Here is a 16,276-nt window from a genome sequence, read left to right as displayed (position 1 = left end):
GTTCCGTCCCCTGTGCGGAACGGCCCGCCGCCTTCCGGCTCCTTGAGCAGGAACCAGCTCCTTGAGCGGGAACCAGCTCCTTGAGCGGGAACCGGCTACTTGAGCAGGAAGTCGTAGACCGCCTGCCGCCCCGCCGGGTTGGCCGCCCGGGTCTGCACCGAGTGCGCCGCCCCCGGGACGATCACGACCTGCGGGTCGTGCGTCAGCTTCGCCTGCTGGTACAGCCACTCGTACGGGGTGGAGAGGTCCCGGTCCCCGCCGAGCAGCAGCACCGGCACGTTCGGCAGCTTGCGGTGCGCCGGCGGCAGCGGCGGCACCTGCTCGCGCGGCCAGTCCAGGCAGACCAGCAGGCTGCCGAGGCCGGTCGCGGTCGCCGGGTCGTACGGCCAGGTCTGCTCGGCCGTCAGGTTGTTCCGGGTGCGCTCCAGCGCGGCGGCGCGGCCCGCGACGGGGGTGTCCGAGGAGCCCCACGGGTAGCGCCCGTCGGCGCACAGGGTGGCGGCGTGCAGGCCCTGGCTGAGCAGTTCGGCCGGGGCGGCGTCGTTCTTGTGGACGTCGTCGATGAAGGACTGGAGCTTCTGCGGGTTGCCGCCGGCCGCTTCGTGCAGGGCTTCCGGCACCCCGCCGTAGTTGGGGTCGGCGAACTCGTAGCTGGTGAGCGCGTCCAGGATCTGCGCGCCGTTGCCGTACTTCTGCACGGTGGTGGCGAGGTCGGCGGCCGGGTCGGTGGTGCAGCCGGTGGCCTGGCAGGCGGTGCGCAGCACCCGGGCGGTGGCGGGCAGCGCGATCAGGTCCATCGGGTCGTAGCCGCCCTGCGGCACGACCGAGTCGAGCACCAGCCGGTCGACGTGCGCCGGGTGGGCGAGGGCGTAGCGCTCGGCGACGAAGGTGCCGTAGGAGACGCCGTCCAGGGTGATCCGCCGGTCGCCGAGGGCCTGGCGCAGCAGGTCGATGTCGGCGACGGTGTCCGCGCTGCTGTAGTAGCGGGCGTTCGGGCCGAGGGCGGTGGCGCAGTCGGCGATGGACTGCTTGCGGGGTACGGCGAGGTCGGAGGAGCCCATGTCCTCCTGGAGGCCGGGGCACTGGAGGGCCCGCTCGCCGGTGCCGCGCTGGTCGTACATGATCAGGCGGTAGTCCTTGAGGACGGGTTCCAGCTTGCTCGCGATCCGGCGGATCAGCGGGACGCCGGGCTGGCCGGGGCCCCCGGCGAGGAACACCAGGTCGCCCTTGGGGGCGTCGGCGTTGCCGGTCATCGCCACGTCGAGCTGGAGGGTGCCGGGGGTCCGGCCGCTGTGGTCGAGCGGCACGGTGAGGGTTCCGCAGGTGAATTCGGGCGCGCCCTGGCAGGGTGCCTGCCCGGTGACGCCGCCGTGGCCCGGTGGTTCGGCCGGGGCGGCGACGGCGGGGCCGGCCAGGGTGGTGCCGGCGACCACCGCGACGGCGCCCAGCAGGGCGGCGATGCGGCCGCGCGTGCTCGTCATGTTCGTCGGGGTTCCTTCCGCTCGCGCCGCGTCCGTGCTGACGCGGTCACGGGAGAAGCCTGCGCCCGGGCGACTTCGATGGCGAGCATTCGTGTCAGGATTCGACCAGGGTCGAAGGGTTGACGACCGAAAGGGCGACAAAGCCGACCGTTCCGGCCGGCCGGCAGAGGGGTGGACGGCATGATCCGGCTCACGATCGACTCGACCGGGCTCGCCCGCACCCGGTTCGTCGTCTCCCCGTTGCACGAGGCGGTCAACACCCTGATGGCCGCCTCCGCGCTCAACTCCCGCACCGGCCCGTACGCCTGGGTCGGCCGGACCCGCCGGGTGCTGCGCCGGGAGGGGCTGGAGCTGCTGTCCGGGCTGGCGCTGGAGCGGGCCGGCGGCTACCTCCCCGACTTCCTCGCCCCGCACCCGACCGGCCCGGACCCGACGATCGCCGAGCAGCTGACGGCCGTCCGCCGCGCCGACCCGGAGCGGGTGCTGGCCGAGTTGGACACCGTCCGCCACGGGCTGCCCGCCGCCAACCTGGCCGGCCGGCCGCTGCCGGACGTGGTGCTGCGCACGCTGCGGCGCGGCCCGCGCCACTTCGCCGAGCGGGTCGCGGACGAGCTGGGCCGGTACTGGGAGCTGGCGGTCGCCCCGTACTGGCCGGACGCCCGCGCGGTGCTGGACGCCGAGATCGACCAGCGCGGCCGGCACGTCGCCCGGTACGGCACCGGTTCGCTGTTCAACTCGCTCTCCCCGGAACTCTCCTGGTCGAACGGGATGATCCAGCTGGAGAGCCGCTTCGAGGTGAACCTGCCGGCCCGCATGGTGCTGCTGATGCCGACGCTGGTCAGCCGCTCGATCCACGTCATCCTCGACACGGTCGACGGCTGCCACCGGGCGCCGACGCTGATGTACCCGATCACACCGTCCGTGCCCGCGCCCCGGACACCCGCGCCCGCCCTGGCCCAGCTGGTCGGGCCCACCCGGGCGGACCTGCTGGCCGCACTGGTCGACCCGGCGACCACCGCGGCGCTGGCCGCCCGGCACTTCCTCAGCGCCGGAACGGTCTCCTACCACCTGGGGGTGCTGCACCGCTCGGGGCTGGTCAGCCGGGTCCGCAGCGGGCGGGAGGTGCTGTACCGGCGGACGCCGCGCGGGGAGGAGCTGGTGACGGCGCCCTGAGGAGCGCACCGCGAAGGGCGCATGAGCGGGCGTGTGCTCCCGATTTCGCGCCCCTCAGGTCCGTTTCACACCAATGCGCGCGGGAGCACCACCCGCACCCATTCCTCCGGCTGCGACAGGTGCGGAGCGTGACCGGCGCCCTGGTAGAGGTGCCGTTCCGCCTTCGCGAGGGTGAGGTCGATGATGTCCAGCACCTCGCCGTACATCGGCGGGCTGTCGTCGCTCTGCGTGAGCAGCACGGCCTCGGTGAAGTCGCCGAGCGCGGTCAGGTCCAGATCCAGCGCGTCCGGGTCCCGCAACTCGTCCAGGTAGGTCGGGGCGTTGCGGATGAAGGTGTGCCGCACCGGTGCGGGCAACTGGGCCCACGCCCCCGGCCCGAAGGCGACCGTCTCCACGAACAGCTCCGCCGCCGCGGCCGACTCCGCCTGCTCCAGCAGCTCCCGGACGGCGGCGATCCGGACGGCGAGGGCGGCGGCGATCGGCCGCAGCTCCGGGTCGGTGAGCAGGACGCCGGTGCCCGGCGGCTCGTGCACGGCGATCCCCCGCAGCAGGTCGGGCCGGGCGGAGGCGAGCCGCAGCGCGATCAGCGCGCCGTACGAGTTCCCGCAGACGAAGGCCGGCGCGAGGCCGAGGCCCTCGATCAGCCCGGCCAGGTCGGCGGCGTCCTCGTGCACCGAGCCCTGGGTCAGCGGGTCCTCGCTGCGGCTGTGGCCCCGGCGGTCGTAGGCGACGACGGTGGTGGACTCGGCAAGGCCCGGCACCACCCGGGCCCAGGAGTCCGCGTCGGTCCACGAGCCGTGCACCAGGACGACACCGGGGCCTTCGCCTTGGGCCTCGTAGTGCAGCCCGACCCCGTTCACCCTGATCTCGGCCATCACGAGCCTCCCGATGTCGGCGGTGCTCCCTCACCAGCCTGACACAGGCGCGCGGAACGGACAGATCGGTCAGATCGGCCGGATCGCTCAGATCGGGGACTCGAAGAGGTGCGGCTCCCAGTGACCGAGCCAGGAGGAGGTGGAGGAGGGCAGGGCCAGGCCCTCGGTGGACTCGTCGTAGGGGAGGAAGGAGGTGGGCGCGAACCAGCCCTCGCCGGGGTCGATGCGCAGGCGGAGCAGGCGCAGCGGGCGGTGCAGCGCGAGGTACATGCGCAGATCGTCGGTGGAGGGGCGGTGCTCCTCGTAGCGCTCCTGGACGCAGCGGCAGATGGTCAGGATGTCGGTGTCGGCGAGGAGGAGGTAGCGGGGGCCGGGCCCGAGGTTCACGCAGAGTCGTCGGCGAGCCTTCCGGCGCTCGCCGTAGGGGAGGTTCTGGTGGTTGTCGATGTGGAGGCCGGGGCGCCGGCCGGACTCGGGGAGGACGTGGGTGGTGGACTGCCCGGGCGGGTCGTCGGCGTCACCGAGGGTGACGGGGTGCGGATCGCCGAGGGTCTCGACCAGCGCGGCGAGGGTGTCGCGGTCGGTGACGGTGTCGGGGAGCCGGAACAGCTCGACCAGACCGGAGGCGGGGGTGAAGTAGCCGGGGGCGAACCGCTCGGGGTAGCCGCCGGGGAGGGGCTCCCAGGCGGTGGGGTCGGGGACGGCGGCGCCGGTCTCGTAGTCGGGCTCGAAGTAGAGGCGGCGGGGGCGGCCGTAGTCGCAACGGGCGTGCAGGGCGGCGGGGTTGCGGAAGGCGATCGCGGCGGGGTGCATGGCGGGTGGACTTCCTTGCAGGTTCGTAGGGAGGTCAGGTGAGGAGGACGCGCGCCCAGACGCGCTTGCCCGAACCCCGGCGGACGACGACGCCGAAGTCGAGCGAGAGTTCGCGGACGAGCTGGATGCCCCGGCCGCCCTCGTTGAAGCGGCGCAGGCGGGGCTTCTGGAGCGGCAGGTCGAAGCGCGGGTCCCAGACTTCGAGCCGGCAGTCGCCGCTGAACTCCTGGAGGTAGAGGCGGACTTCGCCGTCGCCCTGGCAGGCGTGGACGACGGCGTTGGTGACGAGCTCGGAGCCGATGAGGACGAGGTCGTCGACCTTGTCGCCGCAGTAGCCCCAGAGGCCGAGCTGGTTGCGGATGTGGCGCCGGGCGATGCGGACCGAGGTGGAGTGCTCGGTGAGGGTGAGCTCGGAGGTGCGGAGGAGAGGTGTGCTCAACGCGGACATGGGTGCCCCTTCGCTTCGACACGACGTCAGTTACGTGTCCGTGCGGTCACGTTGAGTGTGGAGGAGTTCGATTTGAGTTTGCAACCCAAACAGCTCCAAAGAGGAAACAAATTAGTTGATCTTGAACGCGGCTAGACTGGACCCACACCCAAGGGAGGGCAGCGTTGGGCACGGACCCGTCAGTGATCAGGAACATCCGCCTCGGAGAAGAACTGCGGCAGTGGCGGCTGGAGAACAACAAGACGCTGGCCGACGTCACCACCGGCTTGAGAGGCTGGAATCCGGCTCGGCTGAGCAAGATCGAACGAGCCCGTCTACCAGTGAGCGCCGCCGACTTGGCCGCCTATCTGGACCACTGCGGAATCACCGGGGATGACCGCGCCGAGATCGAGCATCTCGCCACCGACGGTCCTTCGAAACACTGGTGGGAGGACCACGAGTTCGCCGACACCATCGGCGCCGCTTTCGCGGAGTTCCTCGGACTCGAAGCCGATGCGACACACATGCTCGACTACTACCTGTCCGCGTTCCCCGGTCTGCTCCAGACCGAGAGCTATGCGCGAGAGGTGATCGCCGCCGGTCTCGACGGCCTCAGCGACGACCAGAGTGAAGCCGCCGCAGAGATCCGAGTCCTACGCCAACGGCGGCTGACCGAAGAACCCCGGATCAACCTGGAGGCGTACTTCGGCGAGGTCGCTCTGCTGGTCGGCGGCGATCGCGACATCCTGGCCGGTCAGATCCGTCATGTCATAGAGGTGGCACAGCAGTCGAACGTGACCCTGCGCATGGTTCCGCTGAGCGCAGGACGTCAAGCGATCTTCTCTTCCGGCCTCACGCTGATGCACTTCTCCGGCGAAGAGAGCTTCGTCTTCGTCGAAGCCGTCGGAGGTATGCTCCCGCGTAGGTCGGGACGCGATGTGCGACGAGCCGAACGCGCCTTCGCTCGGCTCAAGCGACACTCCCTGTCGCCGGAGGACACCATCACCACACTTGAGCACAAGTTGGAAGAGTTGACGTGATCAGCAAGCACGACCCCTACTCCCACGATCCCGCTGACGCCGAGTGGGTCAAGTCCCCCTTCTCCGGCGATGACAACGGCGACTGCGTGATCATCGCCCGGTTCGACAACGGCGACGTCTGGCTCGGCGACGACAAGAACCCCAACCGCCCCCACCTCGCCTTCAACCACAGCGAGTGGACCGCCTTCACCCAGGCCATCGAAGCCCGCGACCCCCGCTTCACCGCCTAACTGCTCCCCCTGCCCGGCCCGTTCACCAACGGGCCGGGCCGCTGCCCAACGGGAGGTCTCATGCACGACCCCTACGCGCACGACCCTGCCGACGCCGAATGGGTCAAGTCCCCCTTCTCCGGGGACTCCAATGGCAACTGCGTGATCATCGCCCGGTTCGACAACGGCGACGTCTGGCTCGGCGACGACAAGAACCCCCACCGCCCCCACCTCGCCTTCAACCACAGCGAGTGGACCGCCTTCGTCCAGGCCATCGAGGCCCGCGACCCCCGCTTCACCGCCTAACTGCTCCTCCAGCCCGGCCCGTTCACCAACGGGCCGGACAGGGGCGCGGGCCGACTCCCCGTGCGGCTCGCCCGTCGATCAGGCATTGCCTACAGTGACCCGCATGTCTATCGGGGTGGGATACGTGGTCAGCGGCCGGTACCGGCTCGACCGGTTGATCGGGCGGGGCGGGATGGGCCGGGTGTGGGGTGGCCACGATGCCAACCTCGACCGGGTCGTCGCGCTCAAGGAGCTGATGCTCCCGGACGACCTCCCCCCCTGAGGAGCGACGCGAGTTGGTGGAGCGGGCGATGCGCGAGGCCCGCGTCGCGGCCCGGTTGCGGCACGACGGGGTGATCACCGTCCACGACGTCATCACCGACGGCGGCATCCCGTGGATCGTCATGGAGCTGGTCCGCGGTTCCTCCCTCGGTGAGGAGGTCCGCGAACGCGGGGCCATGGACTGGCGCCGGGTCGCGGAACTCGGCGCCGCCATGGCCGACGCACTCGCCCACGCACACGCCGCCGGCGTCGTGCACCGCGACTTGAAGCCGGAGAACGTCCTGCTCGCCGGCGACCGCGCCGTCATCGCCGACTTCGGGATCGCCCGGCTCCTGGACGCCACCACCCAACTCACCCGCACCGGCGTTGCGATCGGCACCCCGCACTACATGTCGCCCGAGCAACTGGAGGGCGTCGAGGCCGCGCCCGCCAGCGACATGTGGTCGCTGGGCGCGACGCTGTACACGATCGTCGAGGGCCGCCGCCCGTTCGACGCGACGACGCTGACGGCGCTGTACGTCTCGATCCTCACCCAGCAGCCCGCGCCGTTCAGGAACGCCGGGCCACTGGCCGATCTGCTGGGGGCGCTGCTGAGCAAGGACCCGGCGCTGCGCCCGGACGCGCTCGCGACGGCCGACTCGCTGCGCCGCAGCCTCCGGAGCCCGCTGCCGGGCTACACCCCGACCGTGGTCGTACCGACGAGGGTCGACCACGTCCCGAGCCCGAACCCGAACCCGATTCCGTCTTCGCCTTCGCCTCCGCTTCCGCCTCCGCCGAACCACCCGCCGGTCCAGGGCCCGACCTCGTTGGCGGCCCTGCGGCCGCTGTTCACCTGCACGCCCGAACAGGTCGTCGAGCAGGCGTGGTTGCAGCCGGTCCGCGCCCAGGGCTCACCCGCACTGGCGGTGTGCCTGCGCGGGCAGGCCCTGGGGCGGCTCTGGTCGTCGGTGGAGGTCCACGGCTTGATGAGGCTGTCGCCGGCCCTGCCGGTGCCCGGGCTGTTCGGCCCGGACGAGGGGGTGGTGCTGGCGGACGGGCCGGACACCACGGCCCTGACCGTCCTGCAGCGGATGCCGGACCCGTCCTCCCAGGGGCCCCGGCAGGTCCTCGTCGAGGCCGATCTGCGGGGGCAGGCACCCGTCCTCGGCCGACCACTGGACGCACTGGACGCACCGGACGAGTCGCAGCCGTACACCACCGGCGCCGCGTTCCCGCACCAGGGCATACGGGCGATCGCCCTGGCCGGGCCGGGCGTACCACCCTTCGCCCTGACGGGACCGAACCGTCGCCTGCGCTTCGCGGGCGGCACGCTCCCCCGGCAGCTGCTGTCCGCCGCCGAGGGCATCGTGATCGGCTGGGGCGACGGCACGGGCCGGGCCCCGGCCGGTGCCGTCGCCTGGGACGGGTCGAACGGCCGGGTCCTGCACGCCTTCGGCGGCAGCCCGGTGGTGACCGGCCTCGCCCTCAGCACCTCGGGCACGCTGGCCTGCGTGTCCGGCCCGGACGCCGTCGCCGTCCACGAGACGGCCACCGGCACGGAACTCGGCCGCCTGCCGATCGCCACGGCCGGGGGCGAACAGTCCGGGGAACTGGCCCTGGTGTACGACTTCCTCCGGCGGGTCGTCGTGGTTCACGTCCTCGACGGCGCCATCCGGGTCTGGGACCTGAACCAACGCCAGGTCGTCGCCGAACTGCCCGGGCTCGGCGAACGGGCCGTCGCCGCACGGCTGGTGACGTTCGGCGTCAAGCCCGCTCTGGTGGTCGCCACACCACGACGGGTCGGTGCTGAACCTTCCCGGCCCGAGGTTCGGCACCACGAAACGGCCGTGAGCGCGAGAAGACGGCGCGAGAGGGCGGTGTCCGCTGCCCCGCACCGACTCCGGTGTGACCTCACCCCGGGGGTGACCAGTCCTGGTTCGCGCAGGTCAGCCACCGATCGGCGGCCGCGCGTGCCTGGTCCGCCTGTTCCGGGGTCACGACGCCCTCGGCGTCCGGCGCCCGGTCGAGGAGGTCCCGGACCATCCTCATCTGATCCGCGCTGACGGCCCAGCGCAGCCAGGTCGAGGAGCCGTCCTCGTGCCAGTCCATGATGTTCAGGGTGTGCCGAACGCTCATCATGTCCTCCCGCGTGTCGGCCCGGGCGGGCCCGGGCTCGCCTGGCTCCGGCCCCAGGGCGGGCCCGGGCCGACCCGTCACCCTGCGAGGCGGACGCGTTCGGCCTGCGGTCCCTTCTGGCCCTGGGTGATGTCGAACTCGACCCTCTGGCCTTCCACCAGTTCACGGAAGCCCTGGCTGTCGATGTTCGAGTAGTGCACGAACACGTCCGGACCACCGCCGTCCTGCTCGATGAATCCGAAGCCCTTCTCGGCGTTGAACCACTTGACTGTCCCAGTAGCCATAACCCCTCCTGGGAGAACGAGGCTGCGCTTCGCCAGGTCGGACGAAGCCGGTGCCGGAAGACTCGCCGACAAGAACCGACGTGGACACTAATTCGGCAAAGAGCGGCTACCCGGTTCCACCGTAGATCCCGCACCCAAGCCTGTCCTGCGGAGAGCCCGGAGGCCGGCCCGCACCGAGACACCGCACATGCCCGCCCCCCGACGGACGGCACCGGCGCCCGGACCCGCGCTCCGCCCTGCGGAACAAGGGGGCCCGCAGAGTCCCCGCCCCCGCGGACCTCTCCCGCCCGACACGGCCCCCCGCCCCAGATCCTGCCGCGCTGCCGTACACCCAACTACCATCCCGGCCCGGCCCGTTCACCAACGGGCCGGGCCGCTACGGCTCACCCACCTGGCCGCTCGGGGCCAGGTCCCACACGCGCAGCATCCCGTCCTGGCTGCCGGAGATCACATGGGGGCGGCCGTCCAGCACCGCGGTCGCCATCGCCCGCACCTTGTCGGCATGGCCGACCACCGGGTCGCCGACGCGCCTGACCGTCGTCGGATCCCACACCTGGAGCGTCCAGTCCTCGCCTCCGCTGACGATGCGGGGGCGGCCTCCGATCGTCGTCGTGACCACCGACAGCACCCAGCCGTCGTGGCCGGTGAGCGGCTCACCGACCTGCTCGCACGCGGTCAGGTCCCACACCCGCACCGTCCCGTCGTGACCACCGGTGACCGCCACGGGGCGGCCGTCGAGCAGCGCCGTCGCCACCGAGAACACGGCCGAGGTGTGGCCGGTGAGCGGCTCACCGATCTGTTCGCACGTGGTCAGGTCCCACACCCGCACCGTCTCGTCCCCGCCGCTGGTGACCGCGACGGGGCGGCCGTCGACCACCGCCGTCGCCACGGCCGCCACCGCGGCCGCGTGGCCGGTGAGCGGCTCGCCGACCTGCTCGCACGTGGTCAGGTCCCAGACCCGCGCGGTCCGGTCGCAACTGCCGGTGACCGCCACAGGGCGGCCGTCGACCACCGCCGTCGCCACCGCGCACACCTCGCCGGTGTGGGCGGCGAGGGGTGGGCAGATCTGCCGGCCGGTGGTCAGGTCCCAGACCCGCGCGGTCCGGTCGCAACTGCCGGTGACCGCCAGGGGACGGCCGTCGACCACCGCCGTCGCCACCGCCAGCAGCGGTTCGGTGTGGCCGGTCGCGATACGACGCACGGAGCGGTCGGGCGGGGAGCCGGTGGCCCGCTCGACGCCCCACGGTACGGAGGATTCAGCACCCGGGCGGATGTCCCGCAGATCATCAGACATGACCGGCACAGTAGCCGCGCCCTCGGGTCACGTCCGGCCCTCTCAGCCCATGCCGCGGACCGGCGGCTCGTCCCTGGTGCCGTCCTCGGCGACGACCGTGAACTCCTCCCGGCCGGCCGCCGACAGGTCCACCGGGTAGAGCGAGGAGGTGTCGTTGACGTCCAGTTCGCGGCTCTGCCGGCCGGTCGCCGCGTCGATCCGGGCCAGCCGGTCGCGGGTCATCGCCCACACCGACGTCCCGTCGACCAGCACGCCCGTCACCTGGTCGTCCAGGCCCGCCGTCCACTGCTTGGTGCCGTCCGCGAGGGAGTACGCGACCAGCCGCCCGGTGGCGGTGCGGCTCGGGTGCGGGCCGCCGCTGATACTGACGTCGCCCTGCCGCTCCCCCGGCACGATGAACAGGTCCCCGACCACCACCGCGCCGAGCAGCGGCCGGGCGGTGAACTCGTCGAAGGCGTGGACGCCGCCCAGCATCACGTCGAGGTCGTACTCGCCGCCGGAGACCGCGATCGACGCCCGCTGGCGACCCGTCCGGTCGAAGCTGAACACCGCGTGGGTGCCGCGCTCGGCCTGGGCGTCGACCCAGACCACGAGCGGGTCGACGGAGACCACCATGAAGTTCTTGAGCCCGCCCTCGGCCGGCATGGCAGCCCGCGTCCGCCCCTGCCCGTCCCCGGACGCCAGGGTGTGCACGACCGCCGTCCCGTCACCGCACTCCGCGGCCGTCACCACGTCCTGGTCCGCGCCCGCGACCTCGACCGGGGTGCACCCGGTGTCGGGCGCGCTGCGCCACAGCTCCCGGCCGTCGGTCAGCCGGACGGCGCGCCAGCCGTCGGTGCCCTGCAGCACGGCCTGGGCGCCCGCCACCGCGACGAGGTCGGAGTCCGCGGTGTCGCCGTCCCGGGCGGGTGCGTTCACAGTGGCGGTCCAGCCCTGCTTGCCGTCCGCGAGGTCCAGCGAGGTGACCGCCGCGCAGGGCTTGCCGTGCGGGGAGTGCCCGACCAGGCCGATGCCGCCCGCGCCGATCCCCCGGCTCATCGTGCACACGGAGTCGGCGCCGGGCGGCGTCCACTGCCAGGCGACCGCTCCCCCGCTGCTGCGGTAGGCGACCACCTGGTCGGGGCGGACCCGCACCACCAGGCTGCCGCTGGTCCAGCTGCCGACCGCGCGGACGGTGGACGGACGGTCCGCCGGGGCCCGCCAGGCGTCGTTGAGGCCGTCCCCGGCGAAGCCGAGGAAGATCGCCAGCCCCAGCACGGCGCCGACCGCCGCCGCGGGCAGCCCGCGCCTGGGGTGGATCAGCGCCCAGACGAAGCCGGCGCCGCAGGGCAGCAGGCCGAGGATGCTGACGGCGCCCAGGTAGCCCAGGCTGTCGCCGCCGAACCCGTTCGCGGGGCCGAACAGCACGGCCAGGCCCATGCTCGCGAACATGGCCCCCAGCACACCGCCGGTCAGTACCGCCCCGGTCTCCCGGTGCTCGGCGAACCTGGCTGCCCACCTCGTCCTTGCCCGGACGACGCTGTCCTCGGGCCGCTCGGCCATGCCCGTCTCTCCCCTGCGAAGCGCCGCCCCCGCAGTGGGACGTCGATCATCGGATCGTCGCAGAACGGGGCAAGATCCTGAACAAAGAGCAGGGAAAACCACGTCCTTCCCTGCACATGGGAGGCCCGGACCGGCGCGATCGTGACGAATCGCGCCCCACCGCCCCACCAGCCGCCCACACCTGCGGCGCTTACGACCGGTCAGCCCGCCTCCCAGCCCGGGAGGCCCGGCAGCACCGCCTCGGCGAGGCGGTAGAGGGCGGCGTCGTCGACCGGCAGCGAGTCCTTGCGCCAGGCACTCACCTCGAAGCTGCCGCCCGTCCCGTCCGGGTTCTTCGCGACGGCGAGCGCGTGGGCGGGGGCGCCGGTGCCCGCGGTGGACTTGCCGCCGCCGAGGGCGAAGGAGAACGTCATCGTGGGGGTGCGGTAGAACATCGCCTTGTGCCCGAGGACGGGTGCGCGCGGGTCCGCCGGCGGGTACAGCCGGGCGTAGTCGTCCACGTCGACGTCCGCGCTGTCGGCGAGCTGGACGTAGAGCTCGCCGAACTGCACCTCCGCCGCACCGTAGGCGTCCTTGTCCAGGGCCGACCCGCCGCTCAGCGTCATCCCGGCCTGCGCCACCAGCACCCGCTCCTTCGGCACGCCCATCAGCACCGGCAGGTCGGGGCGGTTGAGCGCGGCGCACAGCGCCGGGTACCTGGCCGAGTCCGTCGGCTTCGCCGGACTGCACTTCGCCGGCGTGTTGCTCGGCCCGAAGCCCCGGCCGTCCCCGGTCAGGTACCAGAGGCCGGCGAACAGCGCCCCCACCAGGACGACCGCGAGGGCGACCTGCACGCCCACCCGCGGCGCCCGGCCGTCGGCTCCGGGGCCGGGGCCGGGGCCGACGCCGGGTTCTGCCTCCGCCTCAGACCCTGCCTCCGGCCCGGGTTCCGGCTCCGGCTCCGGCTCCGGCCCGGTGCTGCCGGCCTCCACGATTCCCCCACGATCACCAGTCACCGGCGGACCCTACCCCCGGAAACGCCCGTCCGCACCGGCAATTTCCCCGGCCCCGACGTCGCGTCAGTCCGCGAAGACCGGCCGGTCCTTCACGAACTCGACGTACTCGAACACCGCCCCGCCCGGGTGCCGGACGGTCGCGTTGCGGCCGGTCGGCACCTCGTTGGGGCCGTCCAGCAGTTCGCCCCCCAGGGTGGCCAGCAGCGGCCCGAGGCCGTCCAGGTCGTCGACCAGCAGCGTGCTCTGCACCCTGCGGAAGCGCGCCACCGCCTCCTCCGGGCCCGCGACGACCAGCAGACCGCCGATCCGCGCGACCTCCACCCCGGCGTACGGGAAGCGCAACCCCTCGCGCTCGCCGGTGAGTTCGCACAGCGTGGGCAGGGCGGCCTCCAGGTCGTCCACGTAGACCCGGGCCAGAGTCTCCAGCACCTTCATCGTCACAACCTCCGGAGGATCCACTCGACCACCAAGATCAGTTCGGCTTTCCCGAACTGTCGAACTGAGATACTAGACAGCGCGCCGCCCCACCGCCAGGGCCGGCCGGAGCCACCGAGGAACCCGAGGAACCCGAGGACCCAGATGCGGACCCTGCCCCAGCCCCACCCCGAGGACTTCGACCTCGCCACCGTCCTGCACGCCCTCGGCGACCCGGTCCGGCTCGAACTCGTCCGCCGCCTCGCCGAGGAGGGCGAGACCACCTGCAGCCCCGAGGGGCTCACCGTCCCCAAGTCGACCCTCTCCAACCACTGGCGGATCCTGCGCGAGGCCGGCCTGGTCACCGTCCGCACCAGCGGCAAGGCCCGCCTGGTCACACTCCGCCGCGACGCGCTCGACGCCCGCCTCCCCGGCCTGCTCGGCGCCGTCCTGGCCGAACTGACGCCCGCCCACACCGGGTGACGAACGCCCTTGCCCCCGGGGTAGGTTGAAGCGGACCGGGGCACGGGCGCCGGACCGGGGCACGGGCGCCGGAGCGCGGAAGGGGCGGGGGATGCAGCCGGGCGAGGTACTCGACGGGCGGTACGAACTGGTCGAGCAGATCGGCGAGGGCGCCTTCGGCGCGGTCTGGAAGGCCCGCGACGCGCGCATCCGACGCCTCGTCGCCGTCAAGGTGCTGCTCCCCGGCGCCTCCGGTGGTGCCGGCTCCGGAAAGGACGCCGCCCGGTTCGCCCGGGAGGTGGCCACCGCCGGCGCGCTCAACCACCCGTCCATCGTCACCGTGCACGACTTCGGGCAGCACCGCACCGCCGACCGCCCGGTGTTCTTCCTGGTCATGGAACTGCTCGACGGCGCCCCGCTCAGCCGCCACCTGGCCGCCGGGCCGCCACCGCTGCCCCTGGCCCTCGACTGGGCCGCCCAGATCGCCGGGGCACTGGCCACCGCGCACCGGGCCGGGGTCGTCCACCGGGACGTCAAGCCGGCCAACGTGATGGTCCAGTCCGCCGGTGCGGTCAAGGTGGTCGACTTCGGCATCGCCCGCACCGGCACCGCCGACGACGGCGTCACCAGCACCAACGTGATCGTCGGCACCCCCGCCTACATGGCCCCCGAGCGCTTCGAGAACCGCCCCCTCGACGCCCGCTCCGACCTCTACGCCTTCGGCTGCCTGCTGCACGAACTCCTCACCGGCCGCCCGCCGTTCAGCGGCACCCTGTACGAGCTGATCCGGATGCACGGCGAGGTCCCGCCGACCGCCCCCGGTGCCCTGCGGCCCGGACTGCCGGCCGAACTCGACGCCCTGGTGCTGGACCTGCTCGCCAAGGACCCGGCCCACCGACCGGCCGAGGCCGACGGCGTCGCCGAACGCCTGCGCCGGATCGCCGAACCGCCGCGGACCGCCGGGCACCGGCCCACCCTCCTGGACGCCCGCACCGCCGAACCGGACCCGTACGTCCTGGCCCGCCGCCAGGAGGCGGACGCCCTGCTCGACCGCGCCCGCACGGAAGTCGCCCGGCTCCGCGAGCAGTTCGAGGCCGAGGCCGCCTTCCTCCGCCGCCAGGCCGAGCAGGACATGGCCGAGATCCGGACCCTCACCGAATCCGCGGCGCAGCAGATCATCGCCGACGCCCGGGCCCGCGGCGAGCAGCTCGAACGCGAATCCGCCGCCCGGGCCGCGGCCGGCCTCCAGCGGCTCGGCGGGAGCGAGCAGCGCGGCGGGACCGAGCAGCGCGGCGGGACCGAACAGCGCGGCGGGACCGAACAGCGCGGCGGAACCGAGCAGCGCGACGACCTGCTGAGCCGCCAGGCCGACAAGCTCCGCGGCGACGCCGAGCAGCTGCGGCACAGCGTGGACAACGCCCGACGGCAGGCCTCGGACTTCCTGGCCGACGCAGCGGCCAAGGTCGGGCTCGGCCCGGCCCCGGAGCCCCGGCAGCAGCCGATCGCCCCGCCCGCACAGCAGCGGCGGCGGCTCCCGAGCGTGCAGGAGCTGCTCGGGAACCGCTCCCGGGCGGCCGGGCGGAACGGGTCGGGGGCGGACCGCGAGCGGCCCGGCGAGTAGACCAACTCCCGCCCGTACCCGGGTGAGCGGCTGGACCCCGCGGGCGCTCCTCACACACCGCGACCCGCCGCCGGAACCGTAGAATCCGGCTGTCCCCATCCGGACACCACCACCCCAGACCGTCACCCCCGACCGTCCACCAGGAAGGACCGGCGTGTTCCGAGCGCAGCGCCCGCACACCGCACAGCTCACCCCGTGGGAGGGCGACGGACCGGTCTCCGGCGTCGCCCTGCTGCTGCCCGGCGGGTTCCTCCGGAGCAAGCGCGGACCACTGCGGATCGCCGAACTCGGCCTCCAGGGTCTCGCCACCGAACTCACCGACCGCGGCCGTCCGCACGGGCTGGCGGTGCACCTGCTGCACTACCGCTACAGCGGCTGGAACGGCGCCGACGCCGACACCGCGGTCGACACCCGCTGGGCGCTCGACGAACTCGACCGCCGCTACCCGGGCGTGCCGGTGCTGCTCATCGGCAACTCGCTCGGCGGGCGGGCCGCGTTCTGGTGCGCGGGGCACCCGAACGTCGTCGGGGTGGCCGGGCTCGCCCCCTGGCTGCCCACCGGCGACCGGGTCGACCAGCTCGCCGGGCGGCGGGTACTGATCGTGCACGGCACCGCCGACCACAGCGCGGCCAACGCCGCCCAGTCCCTGGAGTACGCGCTGCGCGCCCGGGAGGTCGCGCCCGACCTCGCGCGGTACGAGGTGCCCGGCGGGAGCCACTACCTGGTCCGGCAGAGCGCCGACATCAATGCGCTGATCACGGACTTCGCCCTCACGGTGCTGGGCGCCGAGGCCGCGCCGCTGGCGACGGGTGCGGTCTGCACCCGGCTGCCGGCCCGGGCGTAGCCGGGGGCGGGCTCCCCGGCCGTCCGGCGTCCCGCGGGCCGCCCCGGCCCCCCCCGGCCCTCGGCCGGGGCGGACCCCGCAACCCGGGGTGCGGGGTTTGCGCGCGGCGCCACGGGGGTG

Annotated in this window: 18 protein-coding genes; 9 read left to right on the top strand and 9 right to left on the bottom strand. The window is 73.3% G+C overall.

The window, feature by feature from the left end; genetic code table 11:
- Window positions 1-95 precede the first annotated feature (95 nt).
- Window positions 96-1,481, bottom strand: a complete 1,386-nt coding sequence (locus ACFWXO_RS18105; protein WP_380524855.1) for an alpha/beta fold hydrolase — start codon at window positions 1,479-1,481, stop codon at window positions 96-98.
- 180 nt (window positions 1,482-1,661) lie between these two features.
- Between ACFWXO_RS18105 and ACFWXO_RS18100 the strand changes: the two genes are divergently transcribed.
- Entirely contained in the window at window positions 1,662-2,654 is a 993-nt protein-coding gene (locus tag ACFWXO_RS18100; protein ID WP_380524854.1) for a helix-turn-helix domain-containing protein, read from the top strand.
- Window positions 2,655-2,719: 65 nt separating this feature from the next.
- Here ACFWXO_RS18100 and ACFWXO_RS18095 read toward each other — a convergent pair whose 3' ends face one another.
- From ACFWXO_RS18095 to ACFWXO_RS18085, 3 genes are all read right to left on the bottom strand, one after another.
- Window positions 2,720-3,529, bottom strand: a complete 810-nt coding sequence (locus ACFWXO_RS18095) for an alpha/beta fold hydrolase (protein WP_375889862.1) — start codon at window positions 3,527-3,529, stop codon at window positions 2,720-2,722.
- An 87-nt stretch (window positions 3,530-3,616) separates the two neighbouring features.
- Window positions 3,617-4,342 carry a hypothetical protein gene (locus ACFWXO_RS18090; RefSeq protein ID WP_380524853.1) on the bottom strand — a complete coding sequence of 242 codons (726 nt, stop codon included), beginning with the start codon at window positions 4,340-4,342 and terminating at the stop codon, window positions 3,617-3,619.
- A gap of 34 nt (window positions 4,343-4,376) precedes the next feature.
- Window positions 4,377-4,790: an ATP-binding protein gene (locus tag ACFWXO_RS18085; RefSeq protein WP_375889867.1), complete on the bottom strand. Its 414-nt coding sequence runs from the start codon at window positions 4,788-4,790 to the stop codon at window positions 4,377-4,379.
- A 182-nt stretch (window positions 4,791-4,972) separates the two neighbouring features.
- Between ACFWXO_RS18085 and ACFWXO_RS18080 the strand changes: the two genes are divergently transcribed.
- The 5 genes from ACFWXO_RS18080 to ACFWXO_RS18060 all read left to right on the top strand — a co-directional run bounded on the left by ACFWXO_RS18080 (window position 4,973) and on the right by ACFWXO_RS18060 (window position 8,627).
- Window positions 4,973-5,809, top strand: a complete 837-nt coding sequence (locus tag ACFWXO_RS18080; RefSeq protein WP_380524852.1) for a helix-turn-helix domain-containing protein — start codon at window positions 4,973-4,975, stop codon at window positions 5,807-5,809.
- A complete protein-coding gene (locus ACFWXO_RS18075) occupies window positions 5,806-6,039 on the top strand; it encodes a DUF397 domain-containing protein (RefSeq protein ID WP_380524851.1) in 234 nt (77 codons plus the stop codon). Before ACFWXO_RS18080 ends, ACFWXO_RS18075 begins: the two co-directional genes overlap by 4 nt.
- A 60-nt stretch (window positions 6,040-6,099) precedes the next feature.
- Window positions 6,100-6,324, top strand: a complete 225-nt coding sequence (locus ACFWXO_RS18070) for a DUF397 domain-containing protein (RefSeq protein WP_380524850.1) — start codon at window positions 6,100-6,102, stop codon at window positions 6,322-6,324.
- Between the two features lie 103 nt (window positions 6,325-6,427).
- Complete coding sequence (locus ACFWXO_RS18065) at window positions 6,428-6,586, top strand: hypothetical protein (protein ID WP_380524849.1); 159 nt, start codon at window positions 6,428-6,430, stop codon at window positions 6,584-6,586.
- Between the two features lie 16 nt (window positions 6,587-6,602).
- On the top strand, window positions 6,603-8,627 hold the full coding sequence (locus ACFWXO_RS18060) for a protein kinase (RefSeq protein WP_380524867.1): 2,025 nt from the start codon (window positions 6,603-6,605) through the stop codon (window positions 8,625-8,627).
- A 150-nt stretch (window positions 8,628-8,777) separates the two neighbouring features.
- Here the strand turns inward: ACFWXO_RS18060 and ACFWXO_RS18055 are convergent, their stop codons facing one another.
- The 5 genes from ACFWXO_RS18055 to ACFWXO_RS18035 form a co-directional block, all read right to left on the bottom strand.
- The gene (locus tag ACFWXO_RS18055; RefSeq protein WP_375889879.1) at window positions 8,778-8,984 is read right to left on the bottom strand and encodes a cold-shock protein; all 207 of its coding nucleotides are present in this window, start codon (window positions 8,982-8,984) and stop codon (window positions 8,778-8,780) included.
- 376 nt (window positions 8,985-9,360) lie between these two features.
- Window positions 9,361-10,278: a WD40 repeat domain-containing protein gene (locus ACFWXO_RS18050; RefSeq protein WP_380524848.1), complete on the bottom strand. Its 918-nt coding sequence runs from the start codon at window positions 10,276-10,278 to the stop codon at window positions 9,361-9,363.
- Window positions 10,279-10,320: 42 nt separating this feature from the next.
- Window positions 10,321-11,820, bottom strand: a complete 1,500-nt coding sequence (locus ACFWXO_RS18045) for a PQQ-binding-like beta-propeller repeat protein (RefSeq protein ID WP_380524847.1) — start codon at window positions 11,818-11,820, stop codon at window positions 10,321-10,323.
- 200 nt (window positions 11,821-12,020) lie between these two features.
- Window positions 12,021-12,815: a DUF6215 domain-containing protein gene (locus ACFWXO_RS18040; protein ID WP_380524846.1), complete on the bottom strand. Its 795-nt coding sequence runs from the start codon at window positions 12,813-12,815 to the stop codon at window positions 12,021-12,023.
- Between the two features lie 63 nt (window positions 12,816-12,878).
- On the bottom strand, window positions 12,879-13,250 hold the full coding sequence (locus ACFWXO_RS18035) for a hypothetical protein (protein WP_380524845.1): 372 nt from the start codon (window positions 13,248-13,250) through the stop codon (window positions 12,879-12,881).
- A gap of 144 nt (window positions 13,251-13,394) precedes the next feature.
- Between ACFWXO_RS18035 and ACFWXO_RS18030 the strand changes: the two genes are divergently transcribed.
- The 3 genes from ACFWXO_RS18030 (at window position 13,395) to ACFWXO_RS18020 (ending at window position 16,156) form a co-directional block, all read left to right on the top strand.
- Window positions 13,395-13,712, top strand: a complete 318-nt coding sequence (locus tag ACFWXO_RS18030) for an ArsR/SmtB family transcription factor (RefSeq protein ID WP_380524844.1) — start codon at window positions 13,395-13,397, stop codon at window positions 13,710-13,712.
- Window positions 13,713-13,803: 91 nt separating this feature from the next.
- Window positions 13,804-15,312, top strand: coding sequence for a protein kinase (locus tag ACFWXO_RS18025; protein WP_380524843.1), 1,509 nt, complete (start codon window positions 13,804-13,806; stop codon window positions 15,310-15,312).
- A 154-nt stretch (window positions 15,313-15,466) separates the two neighbouring features.
- On the top strand, window positions 15,467-16,156 hold the full coding sequence (locus ACFWXO_RS18020) for an alpha/beta hydrolase (RefSeq protein ID WP_380524842.1): 690 nt from the start codon (window positions 15,467-15,469) through the stop codon (window positions 16,154-16,156).
- The last annotated feature ends 120 nt before the right edge of the window (window positions 16,157-16,276 follow it).

The sequence above is a fragment of the Kitasatospora sp. NPDC059088 genome (assembly GCF_042738155.1).
Taxonomy (GTDB): domain Bacteria; phylum Actinomycetota; class Actinomycetes; order Streptomycetales; family Streptomycetaceae; genus Kitasatospora.
The sequence above is the reverse complement of the archived record's forward strand: the minus strand, read 5'-3'. Positions and strand labels throughout refer to the sequence as shown.